The sequence below is a fragment of the Tsuneonella sp. HG094 genome (assembly GCF_053819285.1).
Map to the genome: position 1 here is coordinate 1,135,705 of NZ_JBSORA010000001.1, position 13,948 is coordinate 1,149,652.

Here is a 13,948-nt window from a genome sequence, read left to right on the forward strand (position 1 = left end):
TGCAGTTGAAACCTCTTCTGATGTCATTGCCGCTTGTTGCCGCGCTCTCGTTGAGCGTGGCCGCGGCGAGCGCCGATCCCATGGCCATCGAGCCGGTCACGCCGCCCGTCGAGGTGCCCATCGCGCTACTCGTTGACCTGTCCTCGGGGCAGACGCTCTATGCGCGGGAACCGAACCGGCGCTTCATGCCGGCCTCGATCACCAAGGTGATGACGGTATTCACCGCGTTCGAGATGATCGGCGCAGGAAAGGTCACTCCCGAGCAACTCGTGCTGGTCGACGACCAGACCTGGACCGACTGGCACGGGGTGGGATCCACGATGTTCCTCGAGCATCGCCAGCGCGTGAGCATCGACGCGCTGCTCCACGGCGTGACAACGGTTTCGGCGAACGACGGTGCCGCGGTTCTCGGCGTAGGACTCGCCGGATCACTGCCAAAATGGGTCGACCAGATGAACGCGACCGCGCGTTCCATCGGAATGCATGACAGCCACTTCGGGACGCCCAATGGGTGGATGGACGAAGGACGCACGTTCACCACCGCACGCGACCTTGCGACCCTCGCCGACGCGATGATCACTCGTCACCCGGACCTCTACAAACGGTATTTCGGTCACAAGCGATTGAAGTTCAACGGGTTCGAGCAGCGCAATCACGATCCCGTCACCGGCATCGTGGCGGGTGCGGACGGGATCAAGACCGGGTTCACCAACCAAGCCGGATACGGCTTTCTCGGCAGCGCCGAGCGGGACGGCCGCCGGCTCGTGATGGTGATCGGCGGGGCTCCGACGTCCCGCACCCAGAAGTCGGCATCGCGCTCGTTCATGGAGTGGGGCTTCAGTGCCTTCGACGGGCACCCCCTGTTCGCGCGCGGGCAATCGGTCGGCGAGGCCGAAGTGCAAGGTGGCTCGGCCCGGAATGTCGGCCTCGTCGCGGCACGGTCGATCGGCTACGATCTCCCGGCCGGCCAATCGGGCAAGGCGGTTCTTACCGTGCACTATCAAGGCCCCCTCCGGGCTCCGATCGCTAAGGGCGAGCAAGTTGCCGAGCTGGAAATCGCGGTAGACGGGATGCGGCCCTCACGGGTGCCTCTCATGGCGGGCGAGGCGGTCGACAAGGCGAACGCAGCCGAGCGCCTGCTGAACGGCGTCGTCGGGCTGTTCTGATGGCCCAAGGGCGCTTCATCGCCTTCGAAGGCGGCGAAGGCTGCGGCAAGTCGACGCAGGCGCGCCTGCTTGCCCAGGCACTTCGCGAATGCGGTGAGAGCGTGGTGCTGACCCGCGAGCCGGGCGGCACTCCCGGAGCGGAAGAGATCCGCGCGCTCCTGCTCAATCCGGTTGGCGAGGGGTGGGGGCCGCAGGCCGAAGCGCTGCTGTTCGCTGCCGCCCGCGCGGATCATGTTGCGCGCCTCATCCGTCCTTCGCTCTTCGAAGGGAAATGGGTCGTTTGCGACCGGTTCGTCGATTCGAGCCGTGCCTATCAGGGCGGTGCGGGCGGGGTAGGCGATGAAGTGGTGCGCCAGCTGCACCAAATCGGCAGCGGAGGGCTTCGTCCCGACCTCACGATCCTCCTAACCGTGGATCCCGCCACTGCCCTCGAGCGGACGAGCGCGCGCGACGGCGCGGTGTCCGATGCCATCGGCGGTCGCAATGCTGCCTATCACCGCGCAGTCGCTGAAACCTTCGCCGCGCTCGCCGCTGCCGATCCGGACGGATTTGCCGTCATCGCTGGAGATGCTGAGCCCGAAGTGGTCCACCGCGCGGTCTGGGAAGCGATCGCGCCGTTGGTGAATGGCGCAGCATGAATTTCGACGGTCACGATGCGGCCTGGCGGGAGTGGCGCGAGGGACTTGGCGGGGAGCGGATGCACCATGCCTGGCTGCTCGCGGGAAAGAAGGGTCTCGGCAAGATGTCCTTTGCCCTTGCCGCCGCGCGCGAACTGGTTGCCGAGCCGGGCGTTCCGCAGCCCGAGGGCCAGCATCCGGACATCCTCGTGCTGTCGCACCTGCCGAAGGACGACAAGGAGGAGAAAAAGCGCGACGAGGGCAAGGACTACGAACTCGCGCGCAACATCAAGATTTCACAGATTCGCGAGATGCAGCGGCGGCTGACGACCCGCCCCACGCTCGGCAGCCGGCGGGCCGTGATCATCGATCCCGCGGACGACATGGAGACAGGCTCCTCGAACGCGCTGCTGAAAAGCCTTGAGGAACCGCCGGTGGGCACGTTCTTCCTGCTCGTCGCGCATCGTCCGGCCCGACTGCTGCCGACGATCCGCTCTCGCTGCCGCCTGCTGCGGTTTCCGGTGCTCGAAGACGAGACTATATCTCGTATTCTTGCCGCCGAAGCGCCCGAGGCAAACCCTGCGACCCGCGCAGCGGCGGTGGCAGCGGCGGCAGGTTCGCCCGGCGCGGCGCTCGATTTCGTGGCGCAGGACCTGGGGCCGGTCGACGCGCTGATGCAGCAGATCGTCCGCGGCGGTGACGGGGATTTCTCCTTGCGGGGAAAGCTCGCGGCCGAAGTCGGCGCGCGCCCCGATCGCGAGCGGATGGCGGCCGTGCTCGACCTTGCCCGCGCGACCCTCGTCCGCATGACCGATGGCGTGCCGCGGAGCGGCTTGCCCGCGCTAGTGGATGCGCATGCCGACCTCGTGCGGCTTTCGGCGCAGGCGCCGACGCACAACTTCGACCCCGGCATCCTCGTGATGCAGATCGGTGGCTTGCTCGCTTCGGCTGCCGCCGCTAGCGAGCGCGTCGATGCCTGAGCCATATTACCTTACCACCGCGATCAGCTACCCCAACGGACGGCCGCACATCGGCCATGCGTACGAGGCGATCGCGGCCGACGTGATCGCGCGGGTCAAGAAGGCGCAGGGTTACGACGTGCGCCTCGTCACCGGCACCGATGAGCATGGCCTCAAGATGGCCAAGACGGCGCGCGACGCAGGGCGCGACACGCTTGAATTCGCGACGGAGATGTCGAACTATTTCCGTGAGATGTGCGACGCTCTTCACATCGATTACAGCGCATTCCGGCGCACCACGGAAGAGCAGCATTTCGCCGCGAGCACCGCGATCTGGGAAGCGATGGCGGCCAGCGGCGACCTCTATCTCGATCGCTACGAGGGTTGGTATTCAGTTCGCGACGAGGCTTTCTACGGGGAGGGGGAAATCGTCGAAGGGGAAGGGGGCGCCAAGCTTTCGCCGCAAGGGACGCCAGTCGAATGGACGGTTGAGGAGAGCTGGTTCTTCCGCCTGTCGAAATACCGCGACTTTCTGATCGAACTCAATGAATGCGCGGGCTTCCTCGAGCCCGAGAGCCGCCGCAACGAGGTTCTCGCGTTCCTCAAGGGCAATGAATTGCGCGACCTGTCGGTGAGCCGCACCAGCTTCGACTGGGGCGTGCCGGTCCCTGGCAGTCCGGGCCACGTGATGTACGTGTGGGTCGATGCGCTGACGACGTACCTCACCGGGATCGGGTTTCCCGACCGGGAAGGGGAGTTCGACCGCTTCTGGCCCGCCAACCTGCACCTGATCGGCAAGGACATCGTCCGCTTCCATGCGGTCTATTGGCCCGCATTCCTCAAGAGCGCCGGCCTGCCGCTGCCGAAGGCCATTTTCGGTCACGGCTTCCTGCTCCATCGCGGCGAGAAGATGTCGAAGTCGACCGGCAACGTGGTCGATCCGCTCGAACTCGCCGAGCGGTACGGGGTCGACCAGTTGCGGTACTTCCTCCTGGCGGAGGTTCCATTCGGCAAAGACGGCAGCTTTTCCGCCGAGGCGATCGTCACCCGCTGCAATGCCGAATTAGCCAACAGCTTCGGCAACCTGGCACAGCGCGTGTTGTCGATGATTTTCAAGAACCTGGACGGCGAACTTCGCGCGGACTTGCCGGTGGCCGAGGCCGACACGGTTCTGACCGCGCTGGTGGCAGGCGAAATCGCCGCGATGCAGGCGCGCTTCGAGGAACTGTCGTTCAGCGAGGGTATCGAAGCGTGGATGCGGGCCGTGTTCGCTTGCAATGCCTATGTCGATGAACAGGCGCCGTGGGCTCTGCGCAAGACCGATCCCGATCGAATGGCGGCGGTCCTCATGACGCTCGTTCGGCAGGTGCGCGATCTCGCCATCGCGATCCGGTCGATCGTGCCGACGAGCATCGATGCGCTTCTCGACCAGATGGGCATCGCAGCCGATGCGCGCGACTTCGCCGCGCTTGCCGACAAAGATTGGATTGCGGGTCTAGGTGACGTCCGCCTGTCGCAACCCGTCGGCGTATTTCCGCGCCTCGAACTACCCATCGAGGACGCTGCGTGAGGCTGATCGACAGCCACTGCCACCTCGAATACGAAGGCGTCGCCGAAGACCGTGATGGAGTGCTGGAGCGGGCGAGGGCAGCCGGGGTCACCGGCATGCTCAACATCTCGACCCGCCAGCGCGAATGGGCGACGGTCGTGGCGACCGCCGAGCGTGAGCCGGACGTCTGGGCCAGCGTGGGCATTCATCCCCACGAGGCCGACGGCCACGCCGATTTGGGACGCGAGGCGCTGTTAGCGGCCGCGGATCATCCGAAGGTGATCGGTATCGGCGAGAGCGGCCTCGATTACTACTACGACAAGTCCGACCGCGCGGTGCAGCGCGACCTGTTCCGCATGCACATCGGAGCGGCGCGTGAGACGGGCCTGCCGATCATAATTCATACTCGCGATGCCGAGGACGACACCGCCGCGATACTCACCGACGAGATGGAGCAGGGCACCTTCCCGGCGCTGATCCACTGCTTCACTGCGTCCGCCGGGTTCGCGCGAACCGTCCTCGACCTCGGCCTGACCATTTCCCTGTCGGGCATCGTGACGTTCAAGAATGCGCACGAACTGCAGGAGATCGCAGCAGAATTGCCGGACGAGAGACTGCTGGTCGAAACTGACAGCCCGTTTCTGGCACCGGTTCCGCACCGGGGCCGTCCGTGCGAACCTGCCTTCGTGCGCGACACTGCCGCTTTCGTGGCCGGATTGCGCGGCGTGGAGCTTGCTGAACTCGCCGAAACGACGACGGACAACTTCTTTCGCCTGTTCCGCAAGGCCGCGGCATGAAGCTGGTCATGCTAGGATCAGGCACCTCAACCGGGGTGCCGCGGATCGGCGACGACTGGGGCGAATGCGACCCCAACGAGCCGCGCAACCGGCGAACGCGCGTGTCGATCATGGTCGAGAGCAACGAGGGCAAGCGGCTATTGGTCGATACCTCGACCGATCTTCGCCAACAACTGCTCGCCAACAAGATCGACCGCGTGGACGGCGTGTTCTGGACGCACGACCACGCCGATCACTGTCACGGCATCGATGACCTGCGCGTCATGCGCTACGACCGCGCGGGGCCGCTGCCGGGGTTCGCCGGAGACGAAACCGTCCGCAGGCTCCGCGCGCGCTTCAGCTATGTTTTCGCGGGTGAGTACGGATATCCGACTATTTGCGATCTCAACACACTTGAGCGGCTGCGTATCTTTGCGGGCTTCTCGGTCGGGCATTGCCTGATGCCGCACGGACCGGCGAAATCTACCGCGTTTCGTTTCGAAGCAGATGGTAAATCAATCGGTTACGCGACGGACTTCAGTGAGGTCGTGGACGCGATGGTTGATCTGTTCGAAGGCGTCGACCTGCTGGTCGTCGATTGTCTGAGGCGCCGCCCGCATCCGACCCACGCGCATCTCGAAATGGCGCTCGAGTTCGCGCGGACAGTAGATGCCGGGCGCACCGTCCTCACACATCTCGACAAGTCGATGGACTACCGAACGCTGGTCGCGGAGATGCCGATCGGGGTCGAAGTCGGGTACGACGGCCTGGAGATCGTTTTGTGAGCGAAGGCGGCGTCGTTCAGATTATCGCGCTGATCGCGTGGCTCGTGCTGGCAACCAGCGCATTCGCAAGCTTCAGGCTTGGCTGGAAGGAGAACATCCGGCTAGCGCTGGTCTGGGCGGGTATTTTCGTTTCGGTCGCACTGGTATTCTCCTTGTTGATGGGATGAGGGATCTCCTGAGTTCATCCATCATTTAACATAATATATATTATCAATCCAATATGTCAGATCAACTCCGCCGCCTCCTCGCCATCATGGCCACCCTCCGTGACCCGCAGCATGGTTGCGAGTGGGATCGCGCGCAGCGCTTCGAAACGATCGTCCCGCATACAATCGAGGAAGCTTACGAAGTCGCGGATGCCGTAGCGCGCGGCGACATCGACGATATCCGCGATGAACTCGGTGACTTGCTGTTCCAGGTCGTGTTCCAGGCGCGCATCGCCGAAGAAGCCGGACTGTTCGCGTTCGGGGACGTCGCGCGCTCGATCGCCGACAAGCTCGAAAACCGACATCCGCACATCTTTGGCGATGCCGCTGCGCCGGGCGAGGACCGCGAAGTCCGCTGGGAGGCGCTCAAGGCGGCCGAACGCGCAGACAAGGGCGCGCAGAGCGCGCTCCACGGTGTAGCGGCTGCGCTCCCGGCGCTGATGCGCGCCGACAAGTTGCAGAAGCGTGCAGCACGCGTCGGTTTCGACTGGCCCGACCACGACGGTCCTGCGGACAAATTGCGCGAGGAGATGGCTGAACTCGCAGAAGCCTCCGAGGCTGACCAATTTGAGGAAGCGGGCGACATGCTGTTCGCGGCGGTCAATCTCGTCCGATCGTACGGCATCGGGCCAGAGGACGCGCTGCGTGCCGCGAATGCAAAATTCGAACGCCGATTTCGTGCGATGGAAGCGCTGGCAGGGGGTGACTTTCCACAGCGCACGCTCGAAGATCAGGAGGCCTTGTGGCAGGCGGTCAAGGCCGCCGAGTAGTCACAGAGTCTCGAACTGGCCCAGCTCCTTGGCGTTGAGCCGAACAACCAGTCGCCGCAGCGGTCCCTGTGCACCGGACCCGGCATCGCCTTCTTCCAGCACTTCGCCGTGGGCGTGCAGCCACGCAATCCGCCGCCCCTCGCTCGCCGGGAGCAGCAGTTCGTGGACGTGCGCGCCCTGAGTCAATTGATCGCCAAGCCGCTCCAATAACGCATCGACGCCCTCACCGCTGAACGCGGAAATCGCGACAGCCGTATCGTCGTGCGACGCGGCTTCGCGCACTTCGCCAGCCGTTTCGGCATCGAGGAGATCGAGCTTGTTCCACACCTCGATGATGGGGATGCCCCCGCCCTCCTCGCCCTCGGTCACACCGAGATCGCCGAGAACCTCGAGCACCTGCGTTTTCTGCGCCTGCGTCGAAGGATTGGCGATATCGCGGACGTGCAGGATCACGTCGGCGCCGGTCACTTCCTCCAGCGTCGCACGGAACGCGGCGACGAGCTGGGTCGGCAGGTCGGAGATGAAGCCTACCGTGTCCGACAGGATGGCCTTCTCCACACCGGGCAGCGAGATCGCCCGCATGGTGGGATCGAGCGTGGCGAACAACAGGTCCTCCGCCATGACCTCTGCGCCCGTCAGGCGATTGAAAAGCGTCGATTTTCCGGCGTTAGTGTAGCCAACCAGCGCGATCACGGGCCATGGCGCGCGGCCGCGGCGCTCGCGGTGGAGTGCGCGCGTCTTGCGCACGCCTTCCAGTTCCTTGCGCAGCCGGCCCATGCGTTGGCGGATCATCCGGCGGTCCGCCTCGATCTGGGTCTCGCCGGGCCCGCCGAGGAAGCCGAAGCCGCCGCGCTGACGTTCGAGGTGGGTCCATGAGCGGACGAGGCGGCTCTGCTGGTAATCGAGGTGGGCAAGTTCGACCTGCAACCGCCCTTCGGCCGTCGCCGCGCGTTCGCCGAATATCTCCAGGATAAGCCCGGTCCGGTCGATGACCTTGCGCTTGAGCTTGTCCTCGAGGTTGCGCTGCTGGATCGGGCTCAACGCGCCATCGACGATGACGAGTTCCGCCTCGTTCTGCTCGCAGGCGATCGCGATGTTGTCTACCTGGCCCGCGCCGAACAGGGTGCCTGGCTTCACCTCGCGCACGGGAATGACCTGCGCTTCCGCCACGACGATGCCGATCGCAAGCGCAAGGCCGCATGCTTCCTCGAGCCGGGCCTCCGGCTCGAGGTCGTGATGGCGTCCGCGGACGTCGGGGCAGACGACGATGGCGCGCGCTCCGCGCGACACCTCGCCCAGCAGGTTTTCGTCGAAACTCAGTCGGTGTCGCCTTCAAATTCGTCCGACAGATCCACCGCGCTCGCCGGTTGGATGGTCGAGACCGCGTGCTTGTACGCGAGTTGGACGTAGCCTTCGCGCTCCAGCATCATGCAGAACAGGTCATATGCCGCGATCTTGCCCTGGAGCATCACGCCGTTGACGAGGAACATCGTTACCTGGACGCCAGCCTCTTTCACGCGGCTGAGGAACACGTCCTGCAGCAGACGCTGCTTGGCGCCCGAGCCCTGGCTCGCGAACTGAGCAGCGTCGATCGGATTGCCCGGCATGATTGTCGAGACAGCGTGCTTGTAGACCAGTTGCGACTGTCCGTCGCGCCGTAGCAGAATGGAGAAGTTGTCGAACCAGGTCACAATGCCCTGCAACTTCACGCCCTTGACGAGGAACATCGTGACAGGGGTCTTGTTCTTGCGCAGCAGGTTCAGGAAGGCGTCCTGAAGGCTTTGCTGCTTGCCGCCGGTGGGCGCGGAGGCGGGAGCTTCTTCCTTCGCCGATTTCGGACGCGCGCTCAGGGTACGAGTGGTGGACACTTCTGACGTCTCCTTTTGTTGGCGGCCGCGCTTGCGGTCCGCAATCTGGCGACTGCCGAAGCAGTTGCCGCAATCGCTACCGAATATGGCGCGTCAGCCACTTTTCGCAAATGCTTTTGCTGCACCTGCGTTCCAAAAGGTGCGATCGTCTATTCTTCGCCGTGACGGTCACCCATGCCGAGCAGCTTGAGTTTACGGTGCAGCGCCGAGCGTTCCATGCCGATGAAGCTGGCGGTTTTGGAGATGTTGCCCGAGAAGCGGCGGATCTGGATCGTCAGGTATTCGCGTTCGAAGCTTTCGCGCGCCTCGCGCAATGGGACACCCATGAGCGAGGCGGCGCCACCGCCCCCTCCCCCGCGTCCTCCGGCCACTTCGCTCGGCAGCATGTCGGCCTCGACCGTTTCCAGTCGATCTCGCGGGGTGAGGATGATGGTGCGTTCGATCACATTGCGGAGCTGGCGGACGTTCCCCGGCCAGTCGTAGGCCTGCAGTGCGGCGATCGCTTCGGCGCTCACTTCGGGCGGCGAGATGCCCTGTTCCGAAGCATAGCGGGTGAAGAAATGCCCTGCGAGTGCAGGAATGTCGTCACGCCGCTCGGCAAGCGAAGGGATTGTCACCGGGACGACGTTGAGTCGGTAGAACAGATCTTCGCGGAAGCGCTTCTCCTCCATTTCCCGCGCCAGGTCGCGCGAGGTCGAGGACACGACACGCACGTCGACACCCACCTGCCGGTTGCCGCCCACGCGTACGAAGCTTTGTTCGGTGAGCACACGGAGGATGCGAGCCTGCGTCGAGAGCGGCATATCGGCCACCTCGTCGAGATAGAGAGTTCCCCCATCGGCCATTTCGAGCAAGCCGGGCCGGACGAGCTTTCCATCCGCTTCTTCGCCGAACAGTTCCTGTTCGAACCGTTCCGGTGTGATGCGCGCTGAGTTGACGATCACGAACGCCCCGTCCGCCCGCGGACTCCAGGAATGGAGCAATCGCGCGGCGACTTCCTTGCCCGCGCCGGCGGGACCGCTGATGAGTACTCTGCTGCCGGTATTCGCAACGCGCTTGAGTGTTGCGCGAACGGCATTGATCGCCGCAGAGTTGCCGGTGAACTCCTCGCCTCGGGCGAACCCTTCGCGCAGGCGCGTATTCTCGCGGCGGAGGCGCTCGGTCTCGGTGGCGCGCTGGACGAGCAGCAGCAGCTTTTCCGCCTCGAACGGCTTTTCGATGAAATCCATCGCCCCGCGGCTCACCGCGCTGACCGCGGTGTCGATGTTGCCGTGGCCGGAGAAGATGATCACCGGCAGCTCGGGTTCGCGCTTCTTGATCTCGTCGAGCACTTCGAGCCCGTCCATCGGGCTGCCGTGCAGCCACACGTCGAGCAGCACCAGGCTAGGCCTGCGCGAGTCGACCGCGGCCAGCGCGGCCGTGCTGTCGCCGGCCGTGCGGCAATCGTAGCCTTCGTCGCTCAAGACACCGGCGACGAGCTCGCGGATGTCGCGTTCATCGTCGACGATCAGAATATCGAGCGCCATCAATTCTCCAGTTCAATCATTCGGCTGCCACCGTCCCGCTTTGCGCAAGGGGATCGCGCGCGAACCGCAAGGTCACCCGCGTGCCCGTTCCGCCGCCGGGGAGGTTGGCGAATGTCATGTCGCCGCCGTGCTCCTCGACGATCTTGTTGACGATCGCGAGGCCGAGGCCGGTGCCCTTTTCGCGGGTCGTCACGTAGGGTTCGACGATCCGTTCACGGTCATGCGGAAGGCCCACGCCGTTGTCGTCGACCGCAACGGTGACCAGGTCCGCCGAACTGCTCAGCGACACGGCAATGCGCCCGCGATAGTCGGGCTCCGCCGTTCGCGCGCGCGCCTCGATAGCCTCGACAGCATTCTTGAGCACGTTGGTCATCGCCTGCCCAACTTGATGCCGGTCGCAGGCTATGGCGATCGGCTCTTCGTCGTCGGAGGCGTAAGCGAAGTCGATTTCGGGATGGGCGACTTCCTGCAGGAACAGCGCCTGCTTGACGAGGTCCTGCGGATCCTCGCTACGGAATACCGGTTTGGGCAGGCGTGCGAAGCTGGAGAACTCGTCTACCATCTTGCGCAGGTCGCCAACCTGGCGGACAATCGTATTGGTGAGCTCGTCGAACAGCTCGCCGTCTTTTTCGATCTGCTTGCGATACCGCCGCTTGAGGCGCTCGGTGGCGAGCTGGATCGGTGTAAGCGGGTTCTTGATCTCGTGCGCGATGCGGCGTGCGACGTCGGACCAGGCGGCCTGTCGCTGGTCGAGAATCTGGCGGGTGATGTCCTCGAAGGTAATCACGCGCCCGTCGGGCGCTTCGGCGACCTTGACCGCTAGCGTCAGAAGCTCGCCGCCCTTGGTCCAGTTGACGATTCCGTTGGTCAGCCGCGCATCGACGAGCGTGGCAAGCTGCGGCGCGATCTCGCCAAGCTGAACGGCGGCGGGCACCGGCCCCTTGCCGCCGAGCACCAGTTCTTGCGCCGAGCTGTTCATCAGGAGAACGCGGCCGGTGTGGTCGATGGTGACGATGCCGGCGGAAATGGATTCGACGACCGCCTCTATGAATGCGCGGCGCTCATCGAGCTGGCGGTTTGCTCCGAGGAGTGCGGCAGTCTGCTGCTCGATCTGGCCGGTCATTCGGTTGAACGCGCGGTTGAGCATGCCGATCTCGTCGGACCCGGTGCGGCCTTCTACGCGGACGAACTCGCCCGCGCCGATCTTTCGCGCGGCGCCGACGAGGTTGGTCAGCGGCTCGACCTGCCGATCGGCGAAACGCAATGCGAACCACACCGCAACTCCCACGAGCGCGAGACTGACGAAGAACAACGCCAGGTTGAAGCGGAGTTGCAGGGCGCGGGCTCGCTTGGTCAGCACATCGTAGGCAGCCACGATCGACTGGGCGCTCGACCATTGGCTGAACCCCAAGGATTCAGTATTCCGCGCGTTGTAGAGGTAAATCCCGGCTTTCGAATCGACTGGTGCCAGTGCTTCGATGCGGGTCGGATTACCGCTCACGACCACTTGTTCGCCATTACCCAAACGACCGAGGGCGGATTGGGCGAATTGAGCGGGGCTGTTGTCCTTGTTCAGATCGAATACGGCTGCAATCCGCAAAGAGCCATCGCTCACCCGCTGGAGGATAGCCGATTCGTTGATCTCGCGCTGTTTGACCTGCAGAAAATAGACGTCGGCCAGGTCCGGGTCGGTTAGGTCAAAGCTTTGCAGATAGTAACCCATGTCGCTCGCCATCGCGACCGTCTGGTTTGCCACCTGAACCTGGTTCTGTTCATAGTAACCACGCGCCAGGTTGTTGGCATTCTGCATCAACCCGCGCGAATTGTCCGAGAACCAGAAATCGACGCCCGACTGGAACAGAAAGGCCGCGAACCCGGCAACCAGCAACGTCGGAACTGCGGCGACGAGCGAAAAGAAGAACACGAGCCGCACGTGAAGCCGCGCCGTCGTACCGGCCGCGCGCCGCAAAGCGAGACGTCGTCCGAGCAGGACAAGTAGCGCCATCCCCGGCACCAAGGTCGCGATCAGCAGCCCTGCGACCTGCCGGGAAGGCAGCAGCTGGCCATCGGGTGGCGCGCTGGTGAATGTGTACCAGGTGGTCCACACCATGCCGCCGAACGCCACGACCGCCAGCACTTCGAGGATCAGGAAAAAGTTCGCCTTGCGGCTCGCGACCACGAACCGGCGCCACCAGCGCGGGCTGCGGGTAGAGGCTCGAGACGTCGTCAGTGAATCCGCGGGAGCCATCGTGGCTTGGTTACAACTCTACTGTTGCAAATTTGCAAGCGATTTTCGGCAGGATGACGCTCACTGCCGGGCACAGGCCTCTGGGTCGATGTCGAGGTCGTTGAGGCGCTTGCGAAGGGTATTGCGGTTGATGCCGAGCAACCGTGCCGCGCGCAGCTGGTTACCCCCCGTCTCGGCGAGCGCATGTGCGAGCAACGGTCGTTCGAATTCCGCCAGCGCATCATGGTAAAGCTGACCGCTGCGGGCCGGCGTCACCCGCAGCCACTGATCCAGGGCGCCCGCAAAGCCTACCGCTGCCTGACTCTCGGCGGAGGGTGGCGGCGATCCGAGAACAGACTCCACCGTTTCGGCATCGATGGTCTCGTCGCGCGCGATCAGCGCCAGCCGAAACACCGCGTTGCGCAGTTCGCGCACGTTCCCGCGCCACGGGAACCGCTCCAGCGCTGCAATCGCGTCGACCGCGATGCGCCGGCGCGGCAAGCCTTCGGCAACGGCGAGGCCGAGGAAATGTCGGGCCAGCGCGGCAATGTCGTCGCGTCGGTCCCGCAAGGGCGGAAGCTCGATCGGGACGACGTTGAGGCGGTAGAACAGGTCCTCGCGAAAAGTGCCCGCCGCGATCATCGGGGCAAGATCGCGGTTGGTCGCCGCGACGATGCGCACGTCCACGGCGATCTCCTGCCGTCCGCCAACCCGGCGGATGCGCCCCGATTGGAGCGCGCGAAGCAACCGCGTCTGCGCCTCGAGCGGCATGTCGCCGATCTCGTCGAGGAACAGCGTCCCACCGTTCGCCTGCTCGAATTTGCCGATCGCCTGCGCAATCGCGCCCGTGAAGGCGCCCTTCTCGTGCCCGAACAGTTCGCTTTCAATCAGCTCGTGCGGGATCGCGGCGGCGTTGACCGCCACGAACGGACCCGTCTTGCGATGACCGAGCTGGTGGATCGCCTCGGCTACCAGTTCCTTGCCGGTGCCCGACTCGCCGAGCACCAGGACCGTGAGGTCGTTGCGCAGGACGCGGGTGATCATGCGGTAGACGCCCTGCATCGCCCGGCTGCGCCCGACGAGGGGAAGCGCGTCGCCGGTGTCTTCGCCCAATGCATCGTCGCTGCCGCTTCGCTGACCCACCGCCTGGACGACCGCGCGCACCAGTTCGTCGAGGTCGAACGGTTTGGGAAAATACTCGAAGGCCGAAAGCTCGGTCGCGCGCACCGCAGTGTCGAGCGTGTTCTGGGCCGAGAGGACGATCACCGGCATGTCGGGGCGCCGTTCCCGCACCTCGGCGAGGGATGCCAACCCGTCACCGTCGGCGAGCACGACATCGGTCAACATGACGAGATAGTCGCGGTCTGCCAGAAGCCGGTCGCGCTCCGCAATTCCTTCCACGCGGTCGACCGAAAAGCCTTCGTCTTCCAGCGCGGTCACGATCACCGTGGCGATGCCGGGGTCGTCCTCGACCAGCAGGATAGGGTTGGGCACGGTTA

At 64.6% G+C, this 13,948-nt stretch carries 13 protein-coding genes; 8 read left to right on the top strand and 5 right to left on the bottom strand.

The features are described from left to right. Positions 1-20 precede the first annotated feature (20 nt). The 8 genes from ACWPMX_RS05665 to mazG are packed head-to-tail and all read left to right on the top strand — an operon-like array spanning position 21 to position 6,828. Positions 21-1,166 carry a D-alanyl-D-alanine carboxypeptidase family protein gene (locus ACWPMX_RS05665; protein WP_455699061.1) on the top strand — a complete coding sequence of 382 codons (1,146 nt, stop codon included), beginning with the start codon at positions 21-23 and terminating at the stop codon, positions 1,164-1,166. Next, positions 1,166-1,804, top strand: a complete 639-nt coding sequence (tmk, locus tag ACWPMX_RS05670; RefSeq protein WP_455699062.1) for a dTMP kinase — start codon at positions 1,166-1,168, stop codon at positions 1,802-1,804. The genes ACWPMX_RS05665 and tmk overlap by 1 nt, the downstream gene beginning before the upstream one ends. Then, a complete protein-coding gene (locus tag ACWPMX_RS05675) occupies positions 1,801-2,763 on the top strand; it encodes a DNA polymerase III subunit delta' (RefSeq protein ID WP_455699063.1) in 963 nt (320 codons plus the stop codon). The genes tmk and ACWPMX_RS05675 overlap by 4 nt, the downstream gene beginning before the upstream one ends. Further along, positions 2,756-4,312, top strand: a complete 1,557-nt coding sequence (gene metG, locus ACWPMX_RS05680) for a methionine--tRNA ligase (protein WP_455699064.1) — start codon at positions 2,756-2,758, stop codon at positions 4,310-4,312. The genes ACWPMX_RS05675 and metG overlap by 8 nt, the downstream gene beginning before the upstream one ends. Continuing rightward, positions 4,309-5,088 carry a TatD family hydrolase gene (locus ACWPMX_RS05685; RefSeq protein ID WP_455699065.1) on the top strand — a complete coding sequence of 260 codons (780 nt, stop codon included), beginning with the start codon at positions 4,309-4,311 and terminating at the stop codon, positions 5,086-5,088. The genes metG and ACWPMX_RS05685 overlap by 4 nt, the downstream gene beginning before the upstream one ends. Then, positions 5,085-5,852, top strand: coding sequence for an MBL fold metallo-hydrolase (locus ACWPMX_RS05690; RefSeq protein WP_455699066.1), 768 nt, complete (start codon positions 5,085-5,087; stop codon positions 5,850-5,852). Before ACWPMX_RS05685 ends, ACWPMX_RS05690 begins: the two co-directional genes overlap by 4 nt. Further along, positions 5,849-6,019: a hypothetical protein gene (locus tag ACWPMX_RS05695; protein ID WP_455699067.1), complete on the top strand. Its 171-nt coding sequence runs from the start codon at positions 5,849-5,851 to the stop codon at positions 6,017-6,019. The genes ACWPMX_RS05690 and ACWPMX_RS05695 overlap by 4 nt, the downstream gene beginning before the upstream one ends. A gap of 53 nt (positions 6,020-6,072) precedes the next feature. Continuing rightward, positions 6,073-6,828 (top strand): nucleoside triphosphate pyrophosphohydrolase, encoded by a 756-nt coding sequence (gene mazG / locus ACWPMX_RS05700; protein ID WP_455699068.1) that lies wholly within the window; start codon positions 6,073-6,075, stop codon positions 6,826-6,828. Here mazG and hflX read toward each other — a convergent pair whose 3' ends face one another. The 5 genes from hflX to ACWPMX_RS05725 all read right to left on the bottom strand — a co-directional run bounded on the left by hflX (position 6,829) and on the right by ACWPMX_RS05725 (position 13,943). Next, positions 6,829-8,118, bottom strand: coding sequence for a GTPase HflX (hflX, locus tag ACWPMX_RS05705; RefSeq protein ID WP_455699069.1), 1,290 nt, complete (start codon positions 8,116-8,118; stop codon positions 6,829-6,831). It abuts the gene before it with no gap. A gap of 26 nt (positions 8,119-8,144) precedes the next feature. After that, a complete protein-coding gene (hfq, locus tag ACWPMX_RS05710; RefSeq protein WP_455699070.1) occupies positions 8,145-8,696 on the bottom strand; it encodes an RNA chaperone Hfq in 552 nt (183 codons plus the stop codon). Positions 8,697-8,845: 149 nt separating this feature from the next. After that, positions 8,846-10,222, bottom strand: a complete 1,377-nt coding sequence (gene ntrX / locus ACWPMX_RS05715) for a nitrogen assimilation response regulator NtrX (RefSeq protein WP_455699071.1) — start codon at positions 10,220-10,222, stop codon at positions 8,846-8,848. A 16-nt stretch (positions 10,223-10,238) separates the two neighbouring features. Next, entirely contained in the window at positions 10,239-12,470 is a 2,232-nt protein-coding gene (locus ACWPMX_RS05720; protein WP_455699072.1) for a sensor histidine kinase, read from the bottom strand. A 60-nt stretch (positions 12,471-12,530) separates the two neighbouring features. Then, positions 12,531-13,943, bottom strand: coding sequence for a sigma-54-dependent transcriptional regulator (locus tag ACWPMX_RS05725; protein ID WP_455699073.1), 1,413 nt, complete (start codon positions 13,941-13,943; stop codon positions 12,531-12,533). Positions 13,944-13,948: the final 5 nt, after the last annotated feature.

Bases quoted from the DNA above. Each gene is read 5' to 3' on its own strand.
- ACWPMX_RS05665 (WP_455699061.1), top strand. From the start codon at position 21: ATGTCATTGCCGCTTGTTGCCGCGCTCTCGTTGAGCGTGGCCGCGGCG.
- tmk (WP_455699062.1), top strand. From the start codon at position 1,166: ATGGCCCAAGGGCGCTTCATCGCCTTCGAAGGCGGCGAAGGCTGCGGC.
- ACWPMX_RS05675 (WP_455699063.1), top strand. From the start codon at position 1,801: ATGAATTTCGACGGTCACGATGCGGCCTGGCGGGAGTGGCGCGAGGGA.
- metG (WP_455699064.1), top strand. From the start codon at position 2,756: ATGCCTGAGCCATATTACCTTACCACCGCGATCAGCTACCCCAACGGA.
- ACWPMX_RS05690 (WP_455699066.1), top strand. From the start codon at position 5,085: ATGAAGCTGGTCATGCTAGGATCAGGCACCTCAACCGGGGTGCCGCGG.
- mazG (WP_455699068.1), top strand. From the start codon at position 6,073: ATGTCAGATCAACTCCGCCGCCTCCTCGCCATCATGGCCACCCTCCGT.
- ntrX (WP_455699071.1), bottom strand. From the start codon at position 10,222: ATGGCGCTCGATATTCTGATCGTCGACGATGAACGCGACATCCGCGAG.
- ACWPMX_RS05720 (WP_455699072.1), bottom strand. From the start codon at position 12,470: ATGGCTCCCGCGGATTCACTGACGACGTCTCGAGCCTCTACCCGCAGC.